Raw genomic sequence first — 20,704 nt, forward strand, 5'->3', positions numbered from 1 at the left:
CAAAGCCGACGTTTTGACACCAAATTCGACGTCTACTGGTTTGCCCGTCTGGTCGAATGAATTGCTAGGCTCCATTTACGAGACTACAATCAATACGATATTTAGTACAAAATAAGGACCGCCATGACCCGTTTACGTCTCGATCAGGATATACAGCCCTTGTCTGAGTTTAGAGCTGGTGCTGCGGCTTTTATTCGTCAGATTAATGAAACCCGTCGTCCATTGGTGATCACTCAACACGGCAAAGGTGTGGCTGTGGTACTGGACGTTGTGGAGTACGAAGCGATGCGCGAAAAAATAGAGCTTCTGGAAGAAATCCGTACCGCAGAAACTCAACTCGCCGCAGGGCTTGGCGTCTCGAATGACGAAGCCCGGGCACAGCTGTTAAGCCAACTGCGCAAATGAAGGTGGTTTGGTCGCCGCTTGCACTGGCAAAGTTGAGCGAAATTGCAGCTTATATTGCTCAGGATAAAGCAACTGCGGCCGAGAGCTGGGTCAACGAATTATTTGATAAAGCAGCCTTGTTCCCTTTGTGCTCTGCATAACAAACTCAATGATTTGAAGATTGAACTCACTGAAGATAAGGATGGTAAGCCTGCACTCCGCCTTTTTCGACCGCCAGCCTGATATAGAGCATATCCTTCAACAAATTGCGCAAGCAAGTAGCTGGTGACTGCGTAGTAAGCGATATAAAAGTGAACGCGGGAGGCGTGAACGGGCGAACGCAGTAGTCTCCGGCTGCTGGTTTGCTTGCCTCAGAGCCGAGGCATTGATGGATAAAGGCGCAGCAAGCTAAGCCACTACACTTTTAATCCGGTACATATGGCTGGCGGCTAACAGCATTCTTCAGCTTTGCGGCGGTGGGATTGCTTCGCCGCTTGCGGTGAGCAGAGTGCTGCTGTAGACACGAAAGTCGTCCAGCCGGTGCAGGATCACCATTTCGACTATTGGCAACTGGATGCGTTGATACTCGTGCACGGCAATATTTCTGAAGCCCACCATTTTCTTCAGGTTGGTCGCTAAGTCTGCCGAAATCAGGCTGGCTGCCGCCAATAAGGTGAACACATCGCGCGAACTTTGCGGCACCCCCAGTTTATGCAGGCGGATCAGGTGCTGCCCCATATCTAATGCGGCTTCACAAGCGCGTTGAATATTCAGAATAGCGGCATCCTGACGGGTAAAATCGCTGGCAAAAGTGGCAGGGGCTTTGTCATATTCCTCGCGGGCACGCTGAATACAGCGCTCAATAGTGGCCGCTTTATTAATTAAAACATCATCAGGCAACGGGCCTTGGTTAACGGCCATACACAAACCCACCTTGTTGAATGTCGGCCAGCAAACCCGCTCGGGCTTCGTTAAGCGCCGTCATGTCAGACAGCAGGCCGGCTTCATAACTGTCAATGCTGCTGTCCAGTGCAAACAGGCGCTCACCTTTGGTCAGGATCTGGTACTGCATCACGGTGGATGCGGCGCGAAAATCCAGTAAATCGACTTCGCAATTCACCAACTCTGCTACATCACTGCTGATATCCCATAACTCAATCGAGTCGGCGTAACCGGCCACCAACACAGCCAGGTCTAAATCACTGTGCTGATCCGCAGTGCCTGCCACCTGGCTACCAAAGGCATACACAGCCAGCAGTGTCGGTAAGCGGCTTTGCAACAGTTGCACCACCAAAGGGAAGTTCACAACAGACTCCAATGCAGTCGATTCAGGGTACACCATAGTAACCACGGATCCCTGCCACGACAAATAAAGTCTGCAGTGGATAGGCCGCCAGCACCACCAACTCATGGAGCGAAGTGGCTAGTTTTGCACTACGCCACCCTAGAATTACCTGAAGCAGATGCCGCTTGCCACCATTCCACCCTTGAGCAAGTAGCGGGTGACTGCGTAGTGAGTGATATAAAAGTGAGCGCGCCAGAAGCGAACGGGCGAACGCCCTAGTCTCCGGCGGCTGGCTTAGCTGCTGCAGGATCCGACGTTGAACTCTTTTACAATGAGGCGTTGTGCTGAAACGGAACATCTCGGGCGGGGTAAACCGCGATCCTACCATCCGGAATAAGGGCACAACGCAAAAGGCGCAGCAAGCTACGCCACTACAACCGAGCGCTTTAGATGCCTGAGACAATAAAATCCAAAGCGGCCATTATTTCTGTGCGATAGGCGGATAAATCACAGGCCTGAGCGCCCAGCTGTTTGCGGTCTATACCTGCCATTTGTTGGGTCAGCAGCGTAAAAGGCTGGCCATCAATCAGCAGGCTGGGGTTAAGCCGGGTCAGGCCAATGGCGGTGCCAAGTTTGGCTGGGGTCAGCGGGATCACCACTCTGGTTCGCAACTCACTGAGCAAGTCACTTTGGATATCCAGCAAATAAGGGTACTGGCTGCAGCTGGCAGGATTGGGGTTGTGATAAGCGTAAAATTGGCTCATCAGAAGGTCCTGACGCTGTCACCAAAGGTGCCGTTGTCTTCGACAAACTCGTTGTAAGCCTCAATAGCTGCAGCGTTTTCGCTTAACCATTGTTCGCGCTGGGCACTGCGCAGTTGCTCCACCAACGCCTGCTCCAGTGTGGCCGAAAGGTTGATCTTCAGACTTTTGGCTTTTTCGAGTAAATCACTGTTAATACTGACATTAGTCGGCTTTTTTGACGCTTGAGTGTTGTAGATAGAATTCATCGCAGCAGCCCCACAGCAATAATGCGTATAGTTTATGCGCATATCAGCCATCGAGCAACACAAAGCCTGGGGTCAGAGCAGTACTCTGACCCCAGGTGAGGGGGTTAACGCTTGCTAAACAACCTGTATAAAGCCGGCAGCACCAGCAGCGTTAACAAGGTTGAACTGAGGATGCCGCCGATAACGACTGTGGCCAAAGGTCGCTGAATTTCAGCGCCAGTGCCGGTATTAAAGGCCATAGGCACAAAACCTAAACCCGCCACCAGGGCGGTCATTAACACTGGCCGCAAGCGGCTGCCCGCGCCTTGCAAAATGGCGGCAAGCACTGCACCGCCTTGTTGCTGCAACTGCCGGATGGCGCTGACCAGTACGATGCCGTTCAGCACCGCAATACCCGACAGGGCAATAAAACCCACAGCAGCAGAAATCGACAGTGGCATATCACGCAGCGCCAAAGCCCAGACGCCGCCGGTAAGCGCCATTGGCACTGCGCTAAACACCAGCAGGCTATCGCGCCAGCTGTTTAAGGCGCTGTACAGCAACAGCAGGATCAGCGCCAGCGTCAGTGGCACCACCAGGCTTAAGCGTTCAGTGGCCGACTGCAACTGCTCAAAGGTGCCGCCGTAGCCCAGCCAATAGCCGACCGGCAATGGCAATGCCGCCAGTTGTTGCTGTACCTCGGCCACCACAGAGCCTAAATCCCGGCCTTCAATATTGGCGGTCACCAGCATATGGCGTTTACCACTTTCGCGGTTGATCTGATTTGGCCCTTCGGTTTCGCGGATATGCGCCACTTCCCCCAGCGGTACATAACGCAGCTCGCTGCTGTCTTGTGCCGGTAAGGTAATGGGAATACGGGCTAAACTGGCCGGGTCTTGCCGCATTGCTTCCGGCAGGCGCAGCATCAACTTAAAGCTTTTATCACCTTCGTAAATCAGCCCCAGCTGTTGGCCACCAATGGCGGTTTGAACCAGTTGCTGTACGCCTGCCACGTCCATATTCACCAGCGCCAGGTGGTCTGTTTCCGGTTCAATCGACAACATAGGCAAACCCGTGGCTTGTTCCATCCGGGCGTCCACTATGCCGTTCACCTTGCCCAGCGCAGCTGCGACCTGCTGGCCCAGCTGTGCCAGTTGGTCCAAATCGTCGCCATACACCCGCACCGCTAAATCAGTACGGACCCCGGCAATCAGCTCGTTAAACCGCATTTGGATCGGCTGGGTAAACTCGTAGTTATTGCCCGGCACCGCCTGCACCACAGCGCGCAGTTGCTGTTCAAAACCAGCTTTGCTTTGGCTTGGGTCTGGCCACTGCTCTTGGGGTTTTAAAATCACAAAGGTGTCGGCGACATTAGGTGGCATGGGGTCATTCGCCACTTCCGGCGTGCCGATTTTTGAGAATACCCGCTCCACCTGCGGCAAAGCGGCGATAGCCTGCTCCAGCTGCAGCTGCATTTGTACCGACTGGCTTAAACTGGTGCCCGGAATACGCATGGCGTGTAGCGCAATATCACCTTCATCCAGCTGCGGCAGAAACTCACTGCCCATCCGGCTGGCCTGCCAGGCCGAACCGGTGCAGAGCAATACGGCCGCCAGCAAAGGCAGCAGCGGTTGTTTCAGCACCGCCTGCAGCGCGGGCTGATACAAGCGGCGCAGGCCACGCATCAGGCGGTTTTCCTGCTCCGACACCTTGCCTGTCACCAGCAGCGCCACAGCAGCGGGTACAAAGGTCAGTGCCAGCAGCAAAGCGCCCAACAAGGCGGCAATGACCGTAAAGGCCATAGGCTCAAACATCTTGCCTTCCACCCCAGACAGCGCAAACAGCGGCAGGTACACCAGCATAATAATCAGCACACCAAAAGTGGCTGGCGTCATCACCTCACTACTGGCTTGTTTTACCAGCGCCAGCCGCTCTTTTAAATCGAGCGTGCGGCCCAGCCGATGCTGGGCGCTTGCCAGATGGCGTAAACAGTTTTCCATCACAATCACAGCGCCGTCGACAATCAGGCCGAAGTCGATAGCGCCCAGGCTCATCAGGTTACCGCTGACTTTATTGGCCGCCATGCCGCTAAAGGCAAACAGCAAAGACAGCGGGATCACCAAGGCCGTGATCAGCGCGGCCCGTAAATTGCCCAAAAACAAAAACAGCACCACTATCACCAGCACGGCACCTTCAAACAGGTTGCGCTCTACAGTGGCAATGGTTTTGTCGATCAGGCTTTCGCGGTTGTAACTGATTTGTGCCACCACTCCTTGTGGCAACCGCTGGTTCACTTCGGTCAATTTGGCCGCCACCGCGGCCGACACGGTGCGGCTGTTTTCACCCAGCAGCATCATCACAGTGCCAAGCACCACTTCGCCGCCGTCCTGGGTGGCTGCCCCTGTGCGCAGTTGTTTGCCAATTTGCACTGTGGCCACGTCTTTCACCCGCACAGGGGCATCGTCGCGTTTGCTGATCACCAGTTGCTCGATGGCCGCAATAGACTGCAGCTGGCCGGGGGAGCGGATCAGCCACTGCTCACCGTTGCGTTCAATATAACCGGCACCAATGGTGGCGTTATTGCGCCTGAGCGCTTCCGCCAAATCATTCATGGTCAGCTTAAAGGCCAGTAATTTCACCGGGTCTGGCGCCACCTGGTATTCACGGACAAAACCGCCAATGGTGTTAATTTCGGTCACACCTTTTACCTTCAGCAGTTGGGGCTTGATCAGCCAGTCCTGCAGGGTGCGTAAGTCTTCGGCGCTGTAAGGCTGCCCTTCGGCCGTTCTGGCCTCTGCGCTGGCTTTGACTGTGTAGGAGAAAATTTCGCCAAGCCCCGACACCACGGGGCCAAGTTCAGGTTCAATGCCGTCTGGTAATTCGCCGCGCACCTGCAGCAACCGCTCGGTCACCTGCTGGCGTGCCCAATAAATATCGGTGCCTTCGTCAAACACCACTGTCACCTGCGACAGGCCATAACGTGACAACGAACGGCTGTACTGCAGTTTCGGCAAGCCAGCCATGGCGTTTTCCACCAGGTAAGTCACCCGCTGTTCGGCTTCCAGCGGCGAATAACCTTCGGCTTTGCTGTTAATTTGCACCTGCACATTGGTAATGTCGGGTACCGCGTCCATCGGCAGTTTCAGCGCCTGCCAGAAACCAGCACCCGCCAGCAATAATGTCAGCAGCAGGGTAAAGCCCGGCCTGGCCAAGGCCAGCCGTAATACAGACTGAATCATGCTGGCCTCCTAGTGCTCATGGCCAGCGCCGGATTTCAGCAAATCGGCTTTCAGCAAAAAGCTGTTCTGGCTGACATAGACCTCACCTGCGCTCAGGCCCGACAGCACCTCAACATACAAATCATCACGCTCGCCCAGCTCGACTGGCCTTGGCTTATACTTCTCGCCTTCGCGTACAAAGACGACCGTTTTGCCTTCCATACGCTGCAAGGCCGACAACAACACCCGCACTGAGACCTGACGGCGCGACACTTCGACATCGGCTTTGACATGCATACCGGGCCGCCAGAAACCATCCGGGTTTTGCACTATGGCGCGGGCACGGGCTATATGGCCTTCGGTCATCTGTGGTGCCAGGTAACTCAGCACAGTTTCAGCCTTGCGCTGGCCATGCACATCAGCCACCAGCACGGCATTACCCGGCTTCAGGCCAGCCAAATCGCCGGGGAAAGCTGACAACTCCAGATACACAGAGCTGAAATCACTGAGTTGCAACAGCGCTGCCTCACCAGCCCGCTCACCCGGGTTGGCAAAACGCGCTGTCACTTCGGCCGCCGCTGGCGCCTGCAGGCTGTAGCTTTGCAAGGTCACCCCATGCTGCAGCTTCGCCAGTAACTGGCCTGCCTGCACTTTGTCGCCCACTTTGACCGGCAGCTGCTGCACCAGCCCGGCATAAGGTGCACTGATACGCCATTGTTGCTCCGGGATCACCGCGATGACACCAAATAAATGGGCGAAACGGCGGATTTCCCCAGCTTCGGCACTCTGCACCTCAATGCCGGATTTGGCCGCTACTTCAGTGCTGAGCTCAGTATGTTCAGGCACTTCGTCATGGTCGTGACCTGTTGCCTCACCGTGCTTATGTGGATGCTCATCTTCGTGCTGACTCTGCCCAGTCGCAGACTCAGCTTCAGGGCTATGTTTGGCCAATACCACAGCTGGCAACAGCAAGGCTGCCAGCACTAACAACATCAATTTATTTTTCATCAGACAACTCCCTGGCCCGTACAGAGGCTAACGGGGCAACGACAGAAACTTCAGCGGAAGCAGAAAAGGCAACAGGACCAGTCTGCGCCAGACCAAAACCAGTCAGGCGCTGCAGTTCAGTCAGTTGCAGGTGAAAGCGGCGTTGTAATTGCAGCAGGCTAAGTTCGCTGTCCAGCAGCTCCTGCTGCGCCGCCAGCAGGTCGGTCATATCGTACACACCGCTTTGATAACCCTGCTGGGTCGCACTCAGTACAACACGGGCCGAAGGCAATAACTGCTGTTCTGTGGCGCGAATTTCGGCCCGAATGCTGTGCAACTGGCGTAACAAACCGAGCAGGCTCAGTTGCAGCTGACGCTGCTCCAACTCTGCCGCCACAGCGGCCTGCTGTGCTGCTGCGCTGGCCGCTTCGAGCTGAGCAGAGCTGCGCTGAGAATTCAGCAGCGGCATACTCAGGCCCAATTGCAAAGAAGGCGAGTTCACTTCGTTGTTATACCGTACCCCAGCCGACCAGCGCAGGTCAGCCACTGCATTGGCACTTTGTAACTGCAGCAGGCTGTCGGCCAGCCGCTGTTTCGTCAAAAACAACGCCAGCTGCGGGCTTTGCAGCAAACGTTGCTGCAGCTGTGCTTCTTCCGGCAATAACGGCAGCAAGGATAAATTACCACTGAGCCAGTCAAAATCCGGCTCCGCATTCCACAGCAGTGCCAGCTGTCGCCGCGCCAGTTCCAGTTCGCCTTGCAGCCTGGCCTGGTCCAGCCCGGTTTGTAGCAAACGCCGTTCTAAGCGTTTCACATCGGCCTGCTGCACTAACGCCTGCGCGGCGCGTTGTTGTGCTGTCAGCAAGGCTTTTTGTTCCAGCTCAAAGCGTTGCGCCAGCCAACCCAGTTGCTGCTGCAGGCTTAGCACCTCAATAAAACGCCCTGTGCTTTGCGCCAAAACATCAAGTTTGTCGGCAGCAAAAGCAGCCTGAGTCAGCTGGTTCTGCTGTATGGCCTGATTGCTGCGCAGCTGAGCTTTATCGCCGCGCTCCAGCAACTGGCTGAATACCAGGCTGATTTCCGCGCCTTTGACACCACTGAGTTCATTGGTGCCCAGCAGGTTTTCGGCCGACAGCTCCAGCTCAGGGTCAGGTTTAAGTAACGCCAGTTGCTGCAAGGCCGCATCCTGACGCAGTTGGTAAGGGTAAGTTTGTAGTTTGGGGCTGTGCTGTACTGTGCGCTGTAACGCCTCAGCCAGCGTTAGCTCGACAGCCGCCAGCGGGCCACTACAAAGCAGCACAACCCACAGCCATAGCTGCCGGCCAAATAAAGTTGACATAAAAATGCTCCGTTTAAGTTACTGAAAAATTATAAAAATCAGTAAATTAAACGGTAGGCGGGGGTAATAAAGGCCGGTAACTTAAACCACGGAAAAAAGACGAGATGGATTCAGGACGGGATGCTGGTTGCGCATCCGCAGAAGCTTGCGCCTGATAACTGACAAAACACAGCACATGGGCATGTGGTTCGGCTGCACTGTCGTCGTCATGGCTGTGATCGGTATCAAGCTGATATTGATGCTGGCCCTGCTCCATGGTCAACACATGGTTATGGTCATCCGGCATATGCAGCACAACGCCATCACAGGCCGCAAAGGCGTGATTGAGCATCAGCAACATAATCAGGCTTAGCAGCCAGCGGGATGCAGCGGGCACAGTGGTCATGTCCTCAACCAAAACTGCGCTCACTACAACACACCGCGTTGCAAAGCACAAGCCAGAGCCAGCCGCTGACTCCGCTTTGACTTACCAGAACTGCCAGTACAAATACACCAGCAGCATGGCAATAATGGCGCTGCCGTGCAGGTAAAAGCGGCTGGGGGTCATGTCCAGGCTGACTGCCTGAGCTTGTGGCAGTTCAGCTTTCGCCGGCTGGCGCAACAGCCACATAACGGCACAACACAACAGGAAAATATACCCAACCCTGTCCATAAAGGGCACTTCAGGCCACAGCAGTTTCATTGCCAGTGAGCCAAAGCAAGACAACAGCGCAGCCGCCAAAGCGCCATTGCCAGAGGCGCCTTTCCAGAAAATACCCAAAATAAAGATGGCGCAGATACCCGGTGTGAAGAAGCCGGTAAATTCCTGAATGTACTGAAACGCCTGTGGGAAATTGCCCAGCAGTGGCTTGGCCACCAGCACCGCAATAAGCAGCGCCAGGCCACTGACCAGACGGCCCACCCCAACCAGCTGCTGTTCGGTTTTGCTGGTTTTGCTCAGCGGCTTGTATAAATCGAGGGTAAAAATGGTGGCGATGGAGTTCATCATCGAGGCCAGCGATGACACTATGGCGGCAATCAAGGCAGCGAAAATCAGACCACGGATACCGTCCGGCACCAGTGCCAGCAGTGTCGGGTAGGCGGCGTCAGCTTTGTCCACCGCAATGCCGCTGGCCGGGTCCTGGCTCAACACATAAGCAGCGATACCGGGCAGCACAATAATGACCGGCATCAGCATTTTCAGAAAAGCGGCAAACAAAATGCCTTTTTGCGCTTCGGCAAAACTTTTGGCGGCCAGCGCACGCTGAATAATGTATTGGTTAAAACCCCAATAACTCAGGTTCATCATCCACATACCGCCCAGAATCACCGCCAGACCCGGCAGGTTGGCGTACTCCGGGTGCTCTTTCGCCAGGATCATGTCGAACTTCTCCGGCGCTTTTTGCAACAAGGTGTCAAACCCTGCCAACACACCAGCCCCGCCCGACACCTGGTTCAATGCAATCCAGCTCAGCAGCAAACCACCGCCCACCAGCAGTAAAATTTGAATACCGTCGGTCAGCGCCACGGCCTTTAAGCCACCATACAATGAGTAAGACACCGCTATCAGCGCCAGCCCGACCATACCCCAGACCACTGGCAAACCAGTTAAGGTGGCAATGGCGGTGGCGCCCAGCCAGAGCACAGCGGTTAAATTGACAAAGGTGTACAGCAACAGCCAGAACAGGCTCATGACGTACTTCACTCTTTTGTCGAAACGTTGCTCCAGAAACTGTGGCATGGTGTAAATGCCTTTACGCAAAAACACCGGCAGGAAAAACCAGCCAACCAGCAGCAGAGTTAAAGCGGCCATCCACTCGTAGGACGCAATGGCCAGGCCGACCACAAAGCCAGAGCCAGACATACCAATAATTTGTTCAGCAGAAATATTGGCCGCAATCAGCGATGCACCAATGGCCCACCAGGGCAAGGTTTGCCCGGCCAGGAAAAAATCTTTACTGTCTTTCTGATGCCCGGCTTTGTCTTTGGAAACAACTATCGCCAGCACCAGAAGCAGCACCACGTAGCCGACCACAATGGCCGAATCAAGCGCACTGATCACCATGTTTTACCCTTGTTTTGTTTAATTATTGTTTTACTTAACGGCTCAAAGAGCTGAGGCCGCCGCACCAGCTACCCCGCACAGAGCATAAAGCGCGACGCGGCACCTGCCAAGTGAAAGCAGCCTGCTTTGCCGCATTACAACAACGATAAAACTTTTAAACATTTTTTTGACAACTCCCCCAAAAGCAGACACCCTTTGGGGGCCAATCAGCAAGGAGGCAACCTATGAAATTGAAACTTATGGCCCTGACCGCTTTAGTCTGCTGCAGTTTTTTCAGCCAGGCCGAGCCCGCCAAACGTGAAACCATTGAGCAAGTACTGAAAGCGACAGATGCGCCGGCAATGCTGGATTATGCCTATGCCCAGATGGAGCAAATGGCACTTCCCAAACAAGCCAACGCGAATGATGCGTTAAGCCAGAAGCATCTGCGTGAAATGCAGCAATTGCTGCGCACTGAAATGTCCTGGCAACAACTGGAAGAACCCATTATCGGGATTTACACCCAGGTGTTCAGCGAAGACGAAATGCAGAGTATCCTGAGCTTTTATCAGTCAGAGGCGGGCCAGAAGCTGGTGAAACGCCAGCCTGAACTGGTGCAACAATCGATGCAGATGATGCAAACGCTGATGCAGAATATGATGCCAAAAATTACCGCTCTGGCAGAAAAACAAGCCAAAGAACGCGCTGCGCAGACCGCACAGTAAGTTCAGCCCGGGGAGCCACGGCTCCCCTTTTTACCCTCTGCTGCGACACTATGTCGCATCGACAAACTTCAGTCCGGACACTAACTTAGCATTTTTTGGTACAGCTTGCGCTGTACCACTGACTGCTGAGATGAGGTCGATGCCTGCTGCCTGTTCACCCCACCATTCCGTCAACACAACAGTATTGCTGCGCACCACTCTCAGCCTGGTTTGCGGTACAGCGCTCGGCTCGCAGTGGCTGACAGTGCGTCACAGCGGGGATTGTTATACCAACAACGCCAACAGTGACCAGGTGGCAGGCCACACCCTACTGGACGCTCAATTGATCTGGCAAAGCAGCCTGGGCCGTTTTACGTTAAGAGGCCGCAACCTGACCGATAAGCTTTACGCCAACTGGTCTGGGTATGGCCCCACCCAGTTGTATCTGGGCGCGCCGCGCCGTGTCGACTTCACCTTCAACCGCAGTTTCTGACGATGAGCAACCACGAATCCCAAGGCCGCGTTGGCCATTTTTACCAAAGCGTCTGGCGCTGGCATTTTTATGCTGGCCTGATCGTAGCGCCTTTTTTGCTGATCCTGTCAGTCACAGGCGCTATCTACTTGTTTAATGACGAGATTGATGACTGGCTTTACCCGGAACAACGTTTTGTGGCCACCCAGTTGCCTGCATTGCCGGCCAGCCAGCTGATTGAGGCAGCTCTCAGCCCTTTTCCGGGGGCAACCGCGACCAGGCTGGATCAACCCACAGCACCCGGCCGCAGCGCCAAAGTCTTTATTACCACCGCAGAAGGTGAAGTGCGCAAAGTGTATGTCGACCCAGGCACAGCTCAGGCCTTGGGCTCGCAGGTGCCTACCGAAACTCTGGTCGGTTTTGCCGACGTCGCCCACGGCTCGTTACTGCTGGGCGAATTTGGCGACAGCCTGGTGGAGCTGATGGCCTGCTGGAGCTTTATTTTGCTGATCACCGGGCTCTATCTCTGGTGGCCACGGCAAAGCGGCCAGTGGCTGCGGCTTTTTATACCCTCGCTGAGTGCCCGCGGCCGCGCCGCCTGGCGCAGCTGGCATGGGGTTACAGGTGTTTGGTCCGCCCTGCTGCTGGGCTTTCTGATCCTGACCGGCCTGCCCTGGGCCAACGTCTGGGGTGACCTGTTCCGGGCCACAACAGATATGGCCGGACTGGGTTACCCGGCTTACCACCGCTCGCATGGTGCCAGACCCCAGAGTGTTGTGTCAGAATCCAGCCCACAGGCTGCTGAGGCGACATTAAAACAGCAGCTCGGCACTGTGCCCTGGACGCTGGAGAAGCAGCCAATGCCAGTGTCAGATAACCATGCGATGCATCAGGGTGCTGGCCAGGGCGCGTCAGCACAGCGCCTGCGCTCCGGCATCGGTATTGATGGGGCCGTGGCACGACTGGCCGAACTGGGCCTGAACCCGGCCTACCGGATGTTTTTACCCAAAGACGCCCAGGGGGTGTACACCGCCTACACCTATCCGAATCAGCCGCAGGGCCAGCGCACTGTGCATCTGGACCAATACAGCGGTGCAGTTTTAGGCGATGTCCGCTATGCCGACTATGGCGTCGCCGCCAAGGCAGTGGAACTGGGTGTACAGCTGCATATGGGCAATTATTTTGGCCTGGCGAATCAGTTGCTGATGCTGCTGGGATGTCTGGGTGGGCTGGTCATGGCCATCAGCGGCCCTGTGATGTGGTGGAAACGCCGCCCGCCCGGCCGCCTGGCGGCACCACGCAAACCCGCCACTTCGCAGCTGAAAACAGTGGCCTGGCTGGTGGTAGTGCTGGGTTTACTGTTCCCGCTGGCAGGCGCCTCGATAGTGCTCATTCTGCTGCTGGACTGGCTGCTGGTACGAAAACCAGGCCCGGCAGTCAGCTAAACGCCGGGGCCTGCCGACCTTTCAGGGTTGTTTTTTTCAGCCGCCTGACTAGTTTTTATGCAACGCCATGCGAAAGTTTTTGCACCTCAGTCTGGTCTGCATAACGGATAGTTTATTGGCTCTGTACTCTGAGGTTTTTTATGCGTTCTGCCTTGCTCCATTCCGCCTTGTCACAGTACCAGCGTTTTACCACTGCACTCACGTCCTTCAGTGGGGTTCCGGCCTTGTTATTACGTTTGTATCTGGCCCCAGTGCTGATCCAGGCGGGTTGGAATAAATACCAGGCCTTTGACAGCACAGTGGCCTGGTTTGCCAATCCGGATTGGGGGCTGGGTTTGCCAGCGCCTGTGCTGCTGGCGACTCTGGCTATTGCGGCCGAACTGCTGGGTGGCGCTTTGCTGTTGGTCGGGCTCGCCACCCGGCTGGTTTGCCTGCCGTTGATTGCAACTATGCTGACGGCGATTTTTTCAGTGCACTGGCCCAATGGCTGGCTGGCCATTGCCGACAACTCCAGCTGGCTGGCCGATGGTACCTTGTTGCATGACGAGCGAGTGCAGGCGGCGCAGGAAAAACTGGCAGCCGCCAAAGCCATTTTGCAACAACATGCAGACTACGACTGGCTGACCAGCAGCGGCAGCCTGGTCATCCTCAACAACGGCATCGAGTTTGCTGCCACTTACCTGCTGATGCTGCTGTCGTTGTTGTGCACAGGCGGCGGCCGTTACCTGAGTTGTGACTATTGGCTGAAACGGCGATGGTGCCCACAGACAGAAAGTCAGTTTTCGTAAGCTATAGTCATCACGTCATTGAGTTCAAACAGAGGAAGGTGTGCTTTGCAACAGTCAGCTTCGATTAAAAGCCGGATCTTTATTGGTTATGCCGCCATTTTGTTGGTTACCCTGATTGCCGCTGTTTTACTGATCAGCAGCAACCGCCACCTCAGCCATCAGGTTGGGAGCTTTGTCGATGAGTCGCTGCCCGCCTTGCATAGGGTAAACAGCATGCAAAGCGCTGCCAAACAACTGGTGCTCACCGGCTACGAGTTGTATGGCACCACCATCACAGCTCAGCAGTTTGGCCAGACCCAGCAGACGCTGGATGCAGGTATTCAAAAGCAGCTGTCCAGTCTGACCCCTTACCAAAGCAATGAGGCCAGCAGCAGGTTTCAGGCATTAAGCCAGGCCTTGTCTGAACTGAGCAGACTGATGCAGGTCAGTCAGGTTGACTGGGATCAGGCAAGGGAGCAGCTGGCCCGCATCAATCAAAGCGCCACTGAATTTAATCGGGCCGCAGATGCGCTGGCGGACCGCATTACGGAGCAAGCCCGGGGGAAAACGCTGAGCATCAGCGACACCCTGTCGACGAATACACTGACGGTCGCGGTCCTGTTGTTACTGATCCTGCTGGTCGCCATTGGCTTTTTACTGCTGGCACAAAAGCAGGTAGCCAGCCCTATAGTGCAGCTGTCTGCCCGTCTCGGCCAAATTGCCGCCAGTCGCGATCTGACCCACAAGCTGCACTCCGACGGAGCGGCTGAAGTCATTCACGTGGCGGCCAGTGTGAACCAGTTACTGCGGGTGTTTCAGCAAGGCATTGCCGAAATGTATCAGGCCATTTCAGGTATTCATCAGGCGGTTGGAACACTGGCAGGCAGCAGCCAACAATCCTCCGGGTCTGTTACTGAACTGCAACAAAAGCTGCAGTTGCTGGTGCAGGCGATGACGCAGCTCGAGCAGCAGATGGAACAGAGTGTCAGCCGGTCAAGCCACGCCGCAGAAGCCGCCAAAGCCGGTGCCGATTCGATGTCTCAGAGTCAAAAGGCCGTGCTTGATACCTCCAGCAGCATCAGTCAGTTGTCCAGCGATATTGAAGCCACAGCGCAGATGCTGCTAACCCTGCAATCGACCGGAGACCAGGTGAGCTCAGTGGTGAATACCATTGCCGAAATTGCCTCTCAGACCAATCTGTTAGCCTTAAATGCTGCCATCGAAGCCGCCCGCGCCGGCGAGTCGGGCCGGGGTTTTGCTGTGGTAGCCGACGAAGTGCGCACCCTGGCCGTTCGTACTCAGCAATCCACCACGGAAATCAACAGCATGCTGGCCAATATTGTCAGCTCGATACAAGGGGCCGTGGCGAATATGCAGTCCAACAGGGAAACGGCCCAACGTTCGGTGGAGCTGGCGACCAATCTGGTGCACACCCTGGAAGGCGGTCGCCAGATTATTCTGGATTTAGCTTCGGTCAGCCAACAGGCCGCCGAGCTGGCGGGTCATTCACAGCAGATGACTCAGGAACTGCAACAGGACATCCTGGCGTTTGAACAGCTTGGCAGTTCGGTGTCCTCTGCCAACCAAAATGTCGCCAATACCAGCCAGGCGCTGACCGCATTGGCGGGGCAACTTCGACAAACCGCTGACTTGTTTAAACATTAGCGCTGCAACCGGTTTCAGCCGCAGCGCTGCTGCTTCAGAAGCGGGTACTGAGCGCCTGCAACAACTGTGGGTGAAACCGCTCCGGTGCCTGAATGTGCGGCGAATGGCCTAAATCCTCAAAGCGGATTAAACGGCCTTTGGGTAACAGCTTCAGCGTGGCCGGCCCCAGGCTGGCGTAGTTGCCCAGCTTAGCTTTCAGCGCGTCGGGTGCAGCGTCTTTGCCTATTGCAGTGTTGTCCAGCTCACCAATCATCAACGTGACGGGCATGTGCAACTGACCGAACTCATAAAGCACCGGCTGGGTGAAGATCATGTCTGCGGTCAGCGCCGAGTTCCAGGCCACCTGTTGTTTGCCATCGCCCAGGTACATACCCGCCTGCATTTGCACCCAGCGGTCAAATTCCGGCCGCCATTGCCCGCCATAATAAGTGCTTTGCTGGTACTGGCGGATACCGGCTGCGGAGGTCGCCAAATCACGCTGATACCACTGGTCGACGGTCCGGTACGGCACCCCCAGCGCTTTCCAGTCCTCCAGCCCTATGGGGTTGATCAACACCAGCTGCTCTGTGGTTCCGGGGTATAACAAAGCAAAACGGCTGGCCAGCATGCCGCCCATTGAATGACCCAGCACAGCGGCCTGCCGGACTTGCAGCTGGTCTAACAAGGCTTTGGTGTTGGCCGCCAGCTGCTGAAAACTGAACTGATACTGCGCCGGTTTACTGGATTTACAAAAACCGATCTGGTCCGGCGCTATCACCCGGTAACCCGCTGTTGTCAGCGCCTTAATGCTACCCTCCCAGGTGGCCGCACAGAAATTTTTGCCATGCAGCAACACCACGGTTTTGCCGTTTGGCTGAACAGCCGGCACATCCAGATAGGCCATTTCCAGGGCCTGTTGCTGGCTGTTCAGCCGGAAATACTGCACGGGGTAAGGGTAATCAAAGCCTTCCAGCCTTGGGCCGTACACAGGCTCATCGGCCTGCACTGTCAAAGCCGCCAGGCCAGCCATCAACAGACTGAAGAGTGGAATTTTCATCAATGCTCCTTAAGACAAAAACAGGCGCAGCCTGCTCAACTAAAACCTCTGAATGCAGAGGTTTTAGTGAGCAATTGGTTCAACGGCTTAACCCGATTAGCCTGCACTATGGCGCTTCAGGACCTAATATTCTGGCGGAGCCACCGCCAACAGATGTTCGATTAACAACCGCAGCCGCAGCGGCTGGTTGTCCCGGTCACGGTACAGCAGGTAGGTGTGGCGCAATGGCCCACGCCAGTCCGGCGCCACCGGCAGCAACAGCCCACGGCTGATTTGCTCTTCGACCACCCGCTGCGGCAAGTATCCGATGCCAATACCGGCCTCTATGGCCTGCTGGGCACTATTCAAATCGTCCACTGCCAGCCGGATATTGCCCTGAGGCCGGTATTCAAACAATTCTCCACTGCCCTGATGGGTTAAGCGCCACTGGCGCACCGGATTGCTAATGACCAGAGGGTAATCCACCAGCTCAGCCGGATGCGTGATCTGCCGCCAGTGCGACTGGCAGCTGCTGGCGCAGAGCACCGACTGTACCAAGGTCAGTGGCCGGGCTATCCACCCCTGCAGTTTGGGTTCACCAACGCGGATCGCCAGATCAATGGCATGTTCGCCAACATCCAACACCCAGTTGGACAGGCGAATATCCAGTTCAATTTTCGGATGCATCAGCTGAAACTGCTGCAATGCAGCGGCCAGCCAGCGGTGCATGGTATTGGCCGGCGCAGTCAGCCGGATCAGACCCACAGGTTGCTGTTTGTCCGCCTGCATATCACCGGCAATATCCTGCAACTCATGAAACAAAGGCCCACAACGCGCCAGATACTGCTGACCCGTGCCGGTCAGACTGATGCGGTGTGCGTCTCTGTGCAGCAGGCGTAAACCCAGCGATTGTTCTAACGCATTAATCCGGCGGCTTAAGGTAGAAGGCGGCATGGCCAGTTGTTCGGCTGCGGCACGGAAACTGCCTGCCTGCGCCACCAGCCAAAACAACCGCAAGTCATCCAGTGAGTACTTAAGTTGCATATATGGAATTTAACCTGCCGTTAATTGAGGTTTATATGATTTATGAAACCAATACACTGTAGGCCAGCTCACTACAGGAACGCAATGCGATGACTACTTCAACCTCGAGACAAACCATAGTTCTGCTCCTTTTCAGCATCTTTGGCTGGGGCAGCGTGTTTCCACTTTCAAAACTGGTGCTGGAGCACATGTCAGCGCATTCGCTGGTGGTCTGGCGCTTCACTATTGCTGCCTTGTGTTTAGTGCTGTATTTGCCCGTACATATGCGCCGCCACCCTGCGCCCTGGCCGCGGTTGTCCTGGCGGCAATACCTGTGGCTGATCAGCATCAGTCTGGTGGGCGTGGGCGGTTTTAACCTGCTGCTGTTCAGCGGCGTAAAACACACTGCGGCCACCAATGGCGCGCTGGTGATGGCCTTAAGCCCGCTGGTGACTGCACTGATGGTGGCGCTGTTGTCCCGCCGCTGGCTGAGCTCTATGCAAAGTGTCAGCCTGGCGCTGGGCCTCGGCGGTGTATTGCTGGTGATCAGCAAGGGCCAGCTGCAAACCCTGCAACAGTTTGAGTTCAATCAGGGCGACCTGACCATTATTGCCGCCATGCTGCTGTGGTCGGCGTATGCCACTGCATCACAACAAGCCACCCGCTGGTTGCCTGTGGTGCCTTTTACCCTAATCAGTATGCTGGCCGGCGACCTGTTTATTCTGCTGGCCAGCCGCTGGCAAGGTGATGTGCACCCGCTGGACGAACTGTTGCAGCTGCCGCTGTCTGGCCTGGTGTCAATGCTGTATATAGGAGTGGTTGGAACCGTGCTCGCCTACCTGTTTTTCTTACAAGGTGTGCAAAAACTGGGCTCAGCCACGGCCTCGCTGTTTTTTAATTTAATTCCGGTATTCGCTGCACTTACCGCCCTGCTGCTGGGTCAGCAGGTCAGCCTGATCCAGGCTGCCGGTATGGCCATAGTGTTGTTGGCCCTGATGCTGCCGCAGCTGTACAACTGGTTGAGGCCCAAACCTAAACTGCTGAACTGTGGTGCCTGAAATTTTCTGCCTGCAAATAAAAAGCCCTGTCGATACAGGGCTTTTTACTTTTTACACCAACGCTTTATCAGAACGGAATATCGTCATCAAAGTCAATTGGAGGTTCCATCGGCGCACGTTGTTGTGGCGCTGACTGGTTAAAACCACCTTGCTGACCACCGAAGTTGCCCTGTGGCTGGTTAAAACCACCCTGAGCCGGACGTTGCTGGAAACCCTGGTTCTGCGGTTGTTGTTGTGGCTGGAAACCACTTTGTGCCGGAGCCTGTTGTTGCGGCATACGTTGTTGTGGTGCAGCCGGAGCCTGCTGGTAGCCGCCCTGGCCACCCCCTTGGTTAGCGCCGCCCATTTGCCCGCCGCCCATGCTGGCACCCTGACCATCACCACGGCCGTCTAACATTTGCAGTTCGTTGGCAATAATCTCGGTAGTGAAACGCTCAACACCTTGTTGATCCTGCCACTTGCGGGTACGCAGTTTGCCTTCGATATAAACTTTGCTGCCTTTACGCAGGTATTCACCGGCAATTTCAGCCAAACGCTGATAAATCACCACGCGGTGCCACTCGGTTTGTTCTTTCTTTTCGTTGGTGGCTTTGTCCGTCCAGCTTTCGCTGGTGGCCACAGTAATATTGGCCACTGCGCCACCTGTTGGCATATAACGGACTTCCGGGTCGGCACCCAAGTTACCGATCAGTATTACTTTATTAATTCCACGAGCCATGCGACTTTCTCCTCAACTTTCGCGGCTGCCGCCGGCAACCAAAGACTGTGCCTCGGCCAGATTAAAATTCTGCTGACCCACTTTCAGATAACAGCGTTGTTCTGCCACCAGCACGGTGGCTTCCTGCACTCCAGGCAGGTGACATAAGCGCGCCGCCAACGCATCGGCAGCGGCCTGATTGGCCACATTCACGGGCAGGGATAAGCGTTGCGAACGCTCTGGCACTGTCATGCTACTGGCACAGACCAGCCATATTAAACCAATCAGCGCGAGGAAAACAAACAGGCTTTCGCTGCCCAATGCACCAGAAATCCAGCCGCCGGACAGACCGCCTAAAAAGGCACCAAAAAATTGCGCACTGGCATAAGTGCCCATGGCCGTGCCTTTCAAACCGGCAGGTGCAATACGCGACAACAAAGCAGGCATACTGGCTTCCAGATAATTGAAGCCGGTAAAAAACAACAACAGCGCCAGCGCAATGCACCACAACTGCTGATTGCTTAAAATTAACACAAAACTAACAATAAGCAGGCCAATGGCCAGCAAAAAGTAGCGTTTTTCCTGTTGCTTTCGGCTGGCCAAAATCATCAGTGGCACCATAGCGACAAAGGCCAGCAGGATCACCGGTAAATACAGCTGCCAGTGCGTTGCCGATAAAAATTGCTGTTGCTCCAGTAAAGGAGGCAACACCACAAAGATTGCGGTTAACAACAGGTGCAACACCAGCACGCCCAAATTCAGCCGCAGCAATTGCGGGTGGCTGAACAGGCTGGCAATTTTGCCCGGTGTGGCCAGAGTTTCTGCACCTGCCACTTTATGCGAGGCATCCGGAACCACTTTCCAGACCAGCAAAATACCAAACAGGGCTATACCAGCGGTAAACCAGAAAATGCCACTTAAACCGGCCACTGCGGCAATAGCAGGCCCTGCCACCATAGCGACCGCAAAGGACAGACCTATGGTCATCCCGATCACGGCCATCACTTTGGGGCGCTGTTCTTCACGGGTCAGATCAGAGGCCAGTGCCAGCACTGCGCCGGAAATCGCCCCCATGCCTTGCAGCACCCGGCCAGCAGTCACGCCATATACGGAGTCAGACAAAGCCGCGACCACAGAGCCGAGCACAAACAGGCTTAAACCGGCAAACATCACTGGTTTGCGGCCAAAACGGTCTGAAGCCCAACCCATCGGAATTTGCAGCACCGCCTGCGTCAGGCCATAGGCGCCTATGGCTAACCCAATCCATAACGATGAAAAGCCAGCCAGATGGTTGCCAAAAATAGCAAACACCGGGATCAGCATAAATAAACCTAACATCCTGAAGGCAAAAACCAGTGCCAGCGAAATTGCGGCACGCCGCTCGACAGCGGTTAAATGTTGCATCAGCACAAAATCTCAAAGGACAGACAGGATTTCAGGGCCTGAACTCAGAGTTTCACGCCCACCAACGAGGTGGCGATTCTAGCACAGCTGAGTGGTCCACCACAGTGCCGAATGTTTGGTGTTACTGGGTAACAACAATCAATGAAATAAAAAATTCAAAAAGTATAATAATTAATTATAAAGAGCTGTTTTTTCACCAAATAATGTTTACTTATTCATCGCCATGGTAC

Annotated in this window: 21 protein-coding genes; 8 read left to right on the top strand and 13 right to left on the bottom strand. The window is 55.2% G+C overall.

Annotated elements, in window-relative coordinates; all coding sequences use genetic code 11:
* Positions 1 to 123: 123 nt before the first annotated feature.
* Positions 124 to 405 carry a type II toxin-antitoxin system Phd/YefM family antitoxin gene (locus WKJ04_RS07890; RefSeq protein WP_337879933.1) on the top strand — a complete coding sequence of 94 codons (282 nt, stop codon included), beginning with the start codon at positions 124 to 126 and terminating at the stop codon, positions 403 to 405.
* A complete protein-coding gene (locus WKJ04_RS07895; protein ID WP_337842459.1) occupies positions 402 to 545 on the top strand; it encodes a type II toxin-antitoxin system RelE/ParE family toxin in 144 nt (47 codons plus the stop codon). The genes WKJ04_RS07890 and WKJ04_RS07895 overlap by 4 nt, the downstream gene beginning before the upstream one ends.
* A 301-nt stretch (positions 546 to 846) precedes the next feature.
* Here the strand turns inward: WKJ04_RS07895 and WKJ04_RS07900 are convergent, their stop codons facing one another.
* The 9 genes from WKJ04_RS07900 to WKJ04_RS07940 form a co-directional block, all read right to left on the bottom strand.
* Positions 847 to 1,305 (bottom strand): DUF86 domain-containing protein, encoded by a 459-nt coding sequence (locus WKJ04_RS07900; RefSeq protein WP_337842460.1) that lies wholly within the window; start codon positions 1,303 to 1,305, stop codon positions 847 to 849.
* Entirely contained in the window at positions 1,295 to 1,690 is a 396-nt protein-coding gene (locus WKJ04_RS07905; RefSeq protein WP_337842461.1) for a nucleotidyltransferase domain-containing protein, read from the bottom strand. The genes WKJ04_RS07900 and WKJ04_RS07905 overlap by 11 nt, the downstream gene beginning before the upstream one ends.
* A gap of 425 nt (positions 1,691 to 2,115) precedes the next feature.
* A complete protein-coding gene (locus WKJ04_RS07910; RefSeq protein WP_337879934.1) occupies positions 2,116 to 2,433 on the bottom strand; it encodes a CcdB family protein in 318 nt (105 codons plus the stop codon).
* Positions 2,433 to 2,678 (bottom strand): type II toxin-antitoxin system CcdA family antitoxin, encoded by a 246-nt coding sequence (locus WKJ04_RS07915; RefSeq protein WP_337842463.1) that lies wholly within the window; start codon positions 2,676 to 2,678, stop codon positions 2,433 to 2,435. Before WKJ04_RS07915 ends, WKJ04_RS07910 begins: the two co-directional genes overlap by 1 nt.
* A gap of 104 nt (positions 2,679 to 2,782) precedes the next feature.
* A complete protein-coding gene (locus tag WKJ04_RS07920) occupies positions 2,783 to 5,896 on the bottom strand; it encodes a CusA/CzcA family heavy metal efflux RND transporter (RefSeq protein WP_337879935.1) in 3,114 nt (1,037 codons plus the stop codon).
* A 9-nt stretch (positions 5,897 to 5,905) separates the two neighbouring features.
* Complete coding sequence (locus tag WKJ04_RS07925; RefSeq protein ID WP_337879936.1) at positions 5,906 to 6,883, bottom strand: efflux RND transporter periplasmic adaptor subunit; 978 nt, start codon at positions 6,881 to 6,883, stop codon at positions 5,906 to 5,908.
* Positions 6,873 to 8,201, bottom strand: a complete 1,329-nt coding sequence (locus tag WKJ04_RS07930) for a TolC family protein (RefSeq protein WP_337879937.1) — start codon at positions 8,199 to 8,201, stop codon at positions 6,873 to 6,875. The genes WKJ04_RS07925 and WKJ04_RS07930 overlap by 11 nt, the downstream gene beginning before the upstream one ends.
* 46 nt (positions 8,202 to 8,247) lie before the next feature.
* The gene (locus tag WKJ04_RS07935; RefSeq protein ID WP_337879938.1) at positions 8,248 to 8,586 is read right to left on the bottom strand and encodes a hypothetical protein; all 339 of its coding nucleotides are present in this window, start codon (positions 8,584 to 8,586) and stop codon (positions 8,248 to 8,250) included.
* 81 nt (positions 8,587 to 8,667) lie between these two features.
* Positions 8,668 to 10,245: a sodium/sugar symporter gene (locus tag WKJ04_RS07940; protein WP_337879939.1), complete on the bottom strand. Its 1,578-nt coding sequence runs from the start codon at positions 10,243 to 10,245 to the stop codon at positions 8,668 to 8,670.
* 224 nt (positions 10,246 to 10,469) lie between these two features.
* On the opposite strand from WKJ04_RS07940, the gene WKJ04_RS07945 reads away from it, so the two are divergent.
* From WKJ04_RS07945 to WKJ04_RS07965, 5 genes are all read left to right on the top strand, one after another.
* Positions 10,470 to 10,949 carry a DUF2059 domain-containing protein gene (locus tag WKJ04_RS07945; RefSeq protein WP_337879940.1) on the top strand — a complete coding sequence of 160 codons (480 nt, stop codon included), beginning with the start codon at positions 10,470 to 10,472 and terminating at the stop codon, positions 10,947 to 10,949.
* A 130-nt stretch (positions 10,950 to 11,079) separates the two neighbouring features.
* Positions 11,080 to 11,421, top strand: a complete 342-nt coding sequence (locus WKJ04_RS07950; protein ID WP_337879941.1) for a hypothetical protein — start codon at positions 11,080 to 11,082, stop codon at positions 11,419 to 11,421.
* Positions 11,422 to 11,423: 2 nt separating this feature from the next.
* Entirely contained in the window at positions 11,424 to 12,845 is a 1,422-nt protein-coding gene (locus WKJ04_RS07955) for a PepSY domain-containing protein (protein ID WP_337879942.1), read from the top strand.
* 140 nt (positions 12,846 to 12,985) lie between these two features.
* On the top strand, positions 12,986 to 13,633 hold the full coding sequence (locus tag WKJ04_RS07960; RefSeq protein WP_337879943.1) for a DoxX family protein: 648 nt from the start codon (positions 12,986 to 12,988) through the stop codon (positions 13,631 to 13,633).
* A 45-nt stretch (positions 13,634 to 13,678) separates the two neighbouring features.
* Positions 13,679 to 15,277 (top strand): methyl-accepting chemotaxis protein, encoded by a 1,599-nt coding sequence (locus WKJ04_RS07965; protein WP_337879944.1) that lies wholly within the window; start codon positions 13,679 to 13,681, stop codon positions 15,275 to 15,277.
* Positions 15,278 to 15,311: 34 nt separating this feature from the next.
* Here the strand turns inward: WKJ04_RS07965 and WKJ04_RS07970 are convergent, their stop codons facing one another.
* Both WKJ04_RS07970 and WKJ04_RS07975 read right to left on the bottom strand, forming a co-directional pair.
* Complete coding sequence (locus WKJ04_RS07970) at positions 15,312 to 16,313, bottom strand: alpha/beta hydrolase (protein ID WP_337879945.1); 1,002 nt, start codon at positions 16,311 to 16,313, stop codon at positions 15,312 to 15,314.
* 123 nt (positions 16,314 to 16,436) lie between these two features.
* Positions 16,437 to 17,336, bottom strand: a complete 900-nt coding sequence (locus tag WKJ04_RS07975) for a LysR family transcriptional regulator (protein WP_337879946.1) — start codon at positions 17,334 to 17,336, stop codon at positions 16,437 to 16,439.
* 89 nt (positions 17,337 to 17,425) lie between these two features.
* Between WKJ04_RS07975 and WKJ04_RS07980 the strand changes: the two genes are divergently transcribed.
* Positions 17,426 to 18,373, top strand: a complete 948-nt coding sequence (locus tag WKJ04_RS07980) for a DMT family transporter (protein ID WP_337879947.1) — start codon at positions 17,426 to 17,428, stop codon at positions 18,371 to 18,373.
* Positions 18,374 to 18,440: 67 nt separating this feature from the next.
* Here WKJ04_RS07980 and ssb read toward each other — a convergent pair whose 3' ends face one another.
* On the bottom strand, positions 18,441 to 19,091 hold the full coding sequence (gene ssb / locus WKJ04_RS07985) for a single-stranded DNA-binding protein (RefSeq protein ID WP_337879948.1): 651 nt from the start codon (positions 19,089 to 19,091) through the stop codon (positions 18,441 to 18,443).
* Positions 19,092 to 19,103: 12 nt separating this feature from the next.
* Positions 19,104 to 20,474 carry an MFS transporter gene (locus tag WKJ04_RS07990; RefSeq protein ID WP_337879949.1) on the bottom strand — a complete coding sequence of 457 codons (1,371 nt, stop codon included), beginning with the start codon at positions 20,472 to 20,474 and terminating at the stop codon, positions 19,104 to 19,106.
* Between the last annotated feature and the right edge of the window lie 230 nt (positions 20,475 to 20,704).

This window comes from Rheinheimera sp., assembly GCF_037442345.1.
Taxonomy (GTDB): domain Bacteria; phylum Pseudomonadota; class Gammaproteobacteria; order Enterobacterales; family Alteromonadaceae; genus Pararheinheimera.

Excerpts from the sequence above, each read along its gene's own strand:
- WKJ04_RS07890 (WP_337879933.1), top strand. The coding sequence starts at position 124 with ATGACCCGTTTACGTCTCGATCAGGATATACAGCCCTTGTCTGAGTTT.
- WKJ04_RS07895 (WP_337842459.1), top strand. The coding sequence starts at position 402 with ATGAAGGTGGTTTGGTCGCCGCTTGCACTGGCAAAGTTGAGCGAAATT.
- WKJ04_RS07900 (WP_337842460.1), bottom strand. The coding sequence starts at position 1,305 with ATGGCCGTTAACCAAGGCCCGTTGCCTGATGATGTTTTAATTAATAAA.
- WKJ04_RS07910 (WP_337879934.1), bottom strand. The coding sequence starts at position 2,433 with ATGAGCCAATTTTACGCTTATCACAACCCCAATCCTGCCAGCTGCAGC.
- WKJ04_RS07915 (WP_337842463.1), bottom strand. The coding sequence starts at position 2,678 with ATGAATTCTATCTACAACACTCAAGCGTCAAAAAAGCCGACTAATGTC.
- WKJ04_RS07920 (WP_337879935.1), bottom strand. The coding sequence starts at position 5,896 with ATGATTCAGTCTGTATTACGGCTGGCCTTGGCCAGGCCGGGCTTTACC.
- WKJ04_RS07925 (WP_337879936.1), bottom strand. The coding sequence starts at position 6,883 with ATGAAAAATAAATTGATGTTGTTAGTGCTGGCAGCCTTGCTGTTGCCA.
- WKJ04_RS07930 (WP_337879937.1), bottom strand. The coding sequence starts at position 8,201 with ATGTCAACTTTATTTGGCCGGCAGCTATGGCTGTGGGTTGTGCTGCTT.
- WKJ04_RS07935 (WP_337879938.1), bottom strand. The coding sequence starts at position 8,586 with ATGACCACTGTGCCCGCTGCATCCCGCTGGCTGCTAAGCCTGATTATG.
- WKJ04_RS07940 (WP_337879939.1), bottom strand. The coding sequence starts at position 10,245 with ATGGTGATCAGTGCGCTTGATTCGGCCATTGTGGTCGGCTACGTGGTG.
- WKJ04_RS07945 (WP_337879940.1), top strand. The coding sequence starts at position 10,470 with ATGAAATTGAAACTTATGGCCCTGACCGCTTTAGTCTGCTGCAGTTTT.
- WKJ04_RS07950 (WP_337879941.1), top strand. The coding sequence starts at position 11,080 with ATGAGGTCGATGCCTGCTGCCTGTTCACCCCACCATTCCGTCAACACA.
- WKJ04_RS07955 (WP_337879942.1), top strand. The coding sequence starts at position 11,424 with ATGAGCAACCACGAATCCCAAGGCCGCGTTGGCCATTTTTACCAAAGC.
- WKJ04_RS07960 (WP_337879943.1), top strand. The coding sequence starts at position 12,986 with ATGCGTTCTGCCTTGCTCCATTCCGCCTTGTCACAGTACCAGCGTTTT.
- WKJ04_RS07970 (WP_337879945.1), bottom strand. The coding sequence starts at position 16,313 with ATGAAAATTCCACTCTTCAGTCTGTTGATGGCTGGCCTGGCGGCTTTG.
- WKJ04_RS07975 (WP_337879946.1), bottom strand. The coding sequence starts at position 17,336 with ATGCAACTTAAGTACTCACTGGATGACTTGCGGTTGTTTTGGCTGGTG.
- WKJ04_RS07980 (WP_337879947.1), top strand. The coding sequence starts at position 17,426 with ATGACTACTTCAACCTCGAGACAAACCATAGTTCTGCTCCTTTTCAGC.
- ssb (WP_337879948.1), bottom strand. The coding sequence starts at position 19,091 with ATGGCTCGTGGAATTAATAAAGTAATACTGATCGGTAACTTGGGTGCC.
- WKJ04_RS07990 (WP_337879949.1), bottom strand. The coding sequence starts at position 20,474 with ATGCAACATTTAACCGCTGTCGAGCGGCGTGCCGCAATTTCGCTGGCA.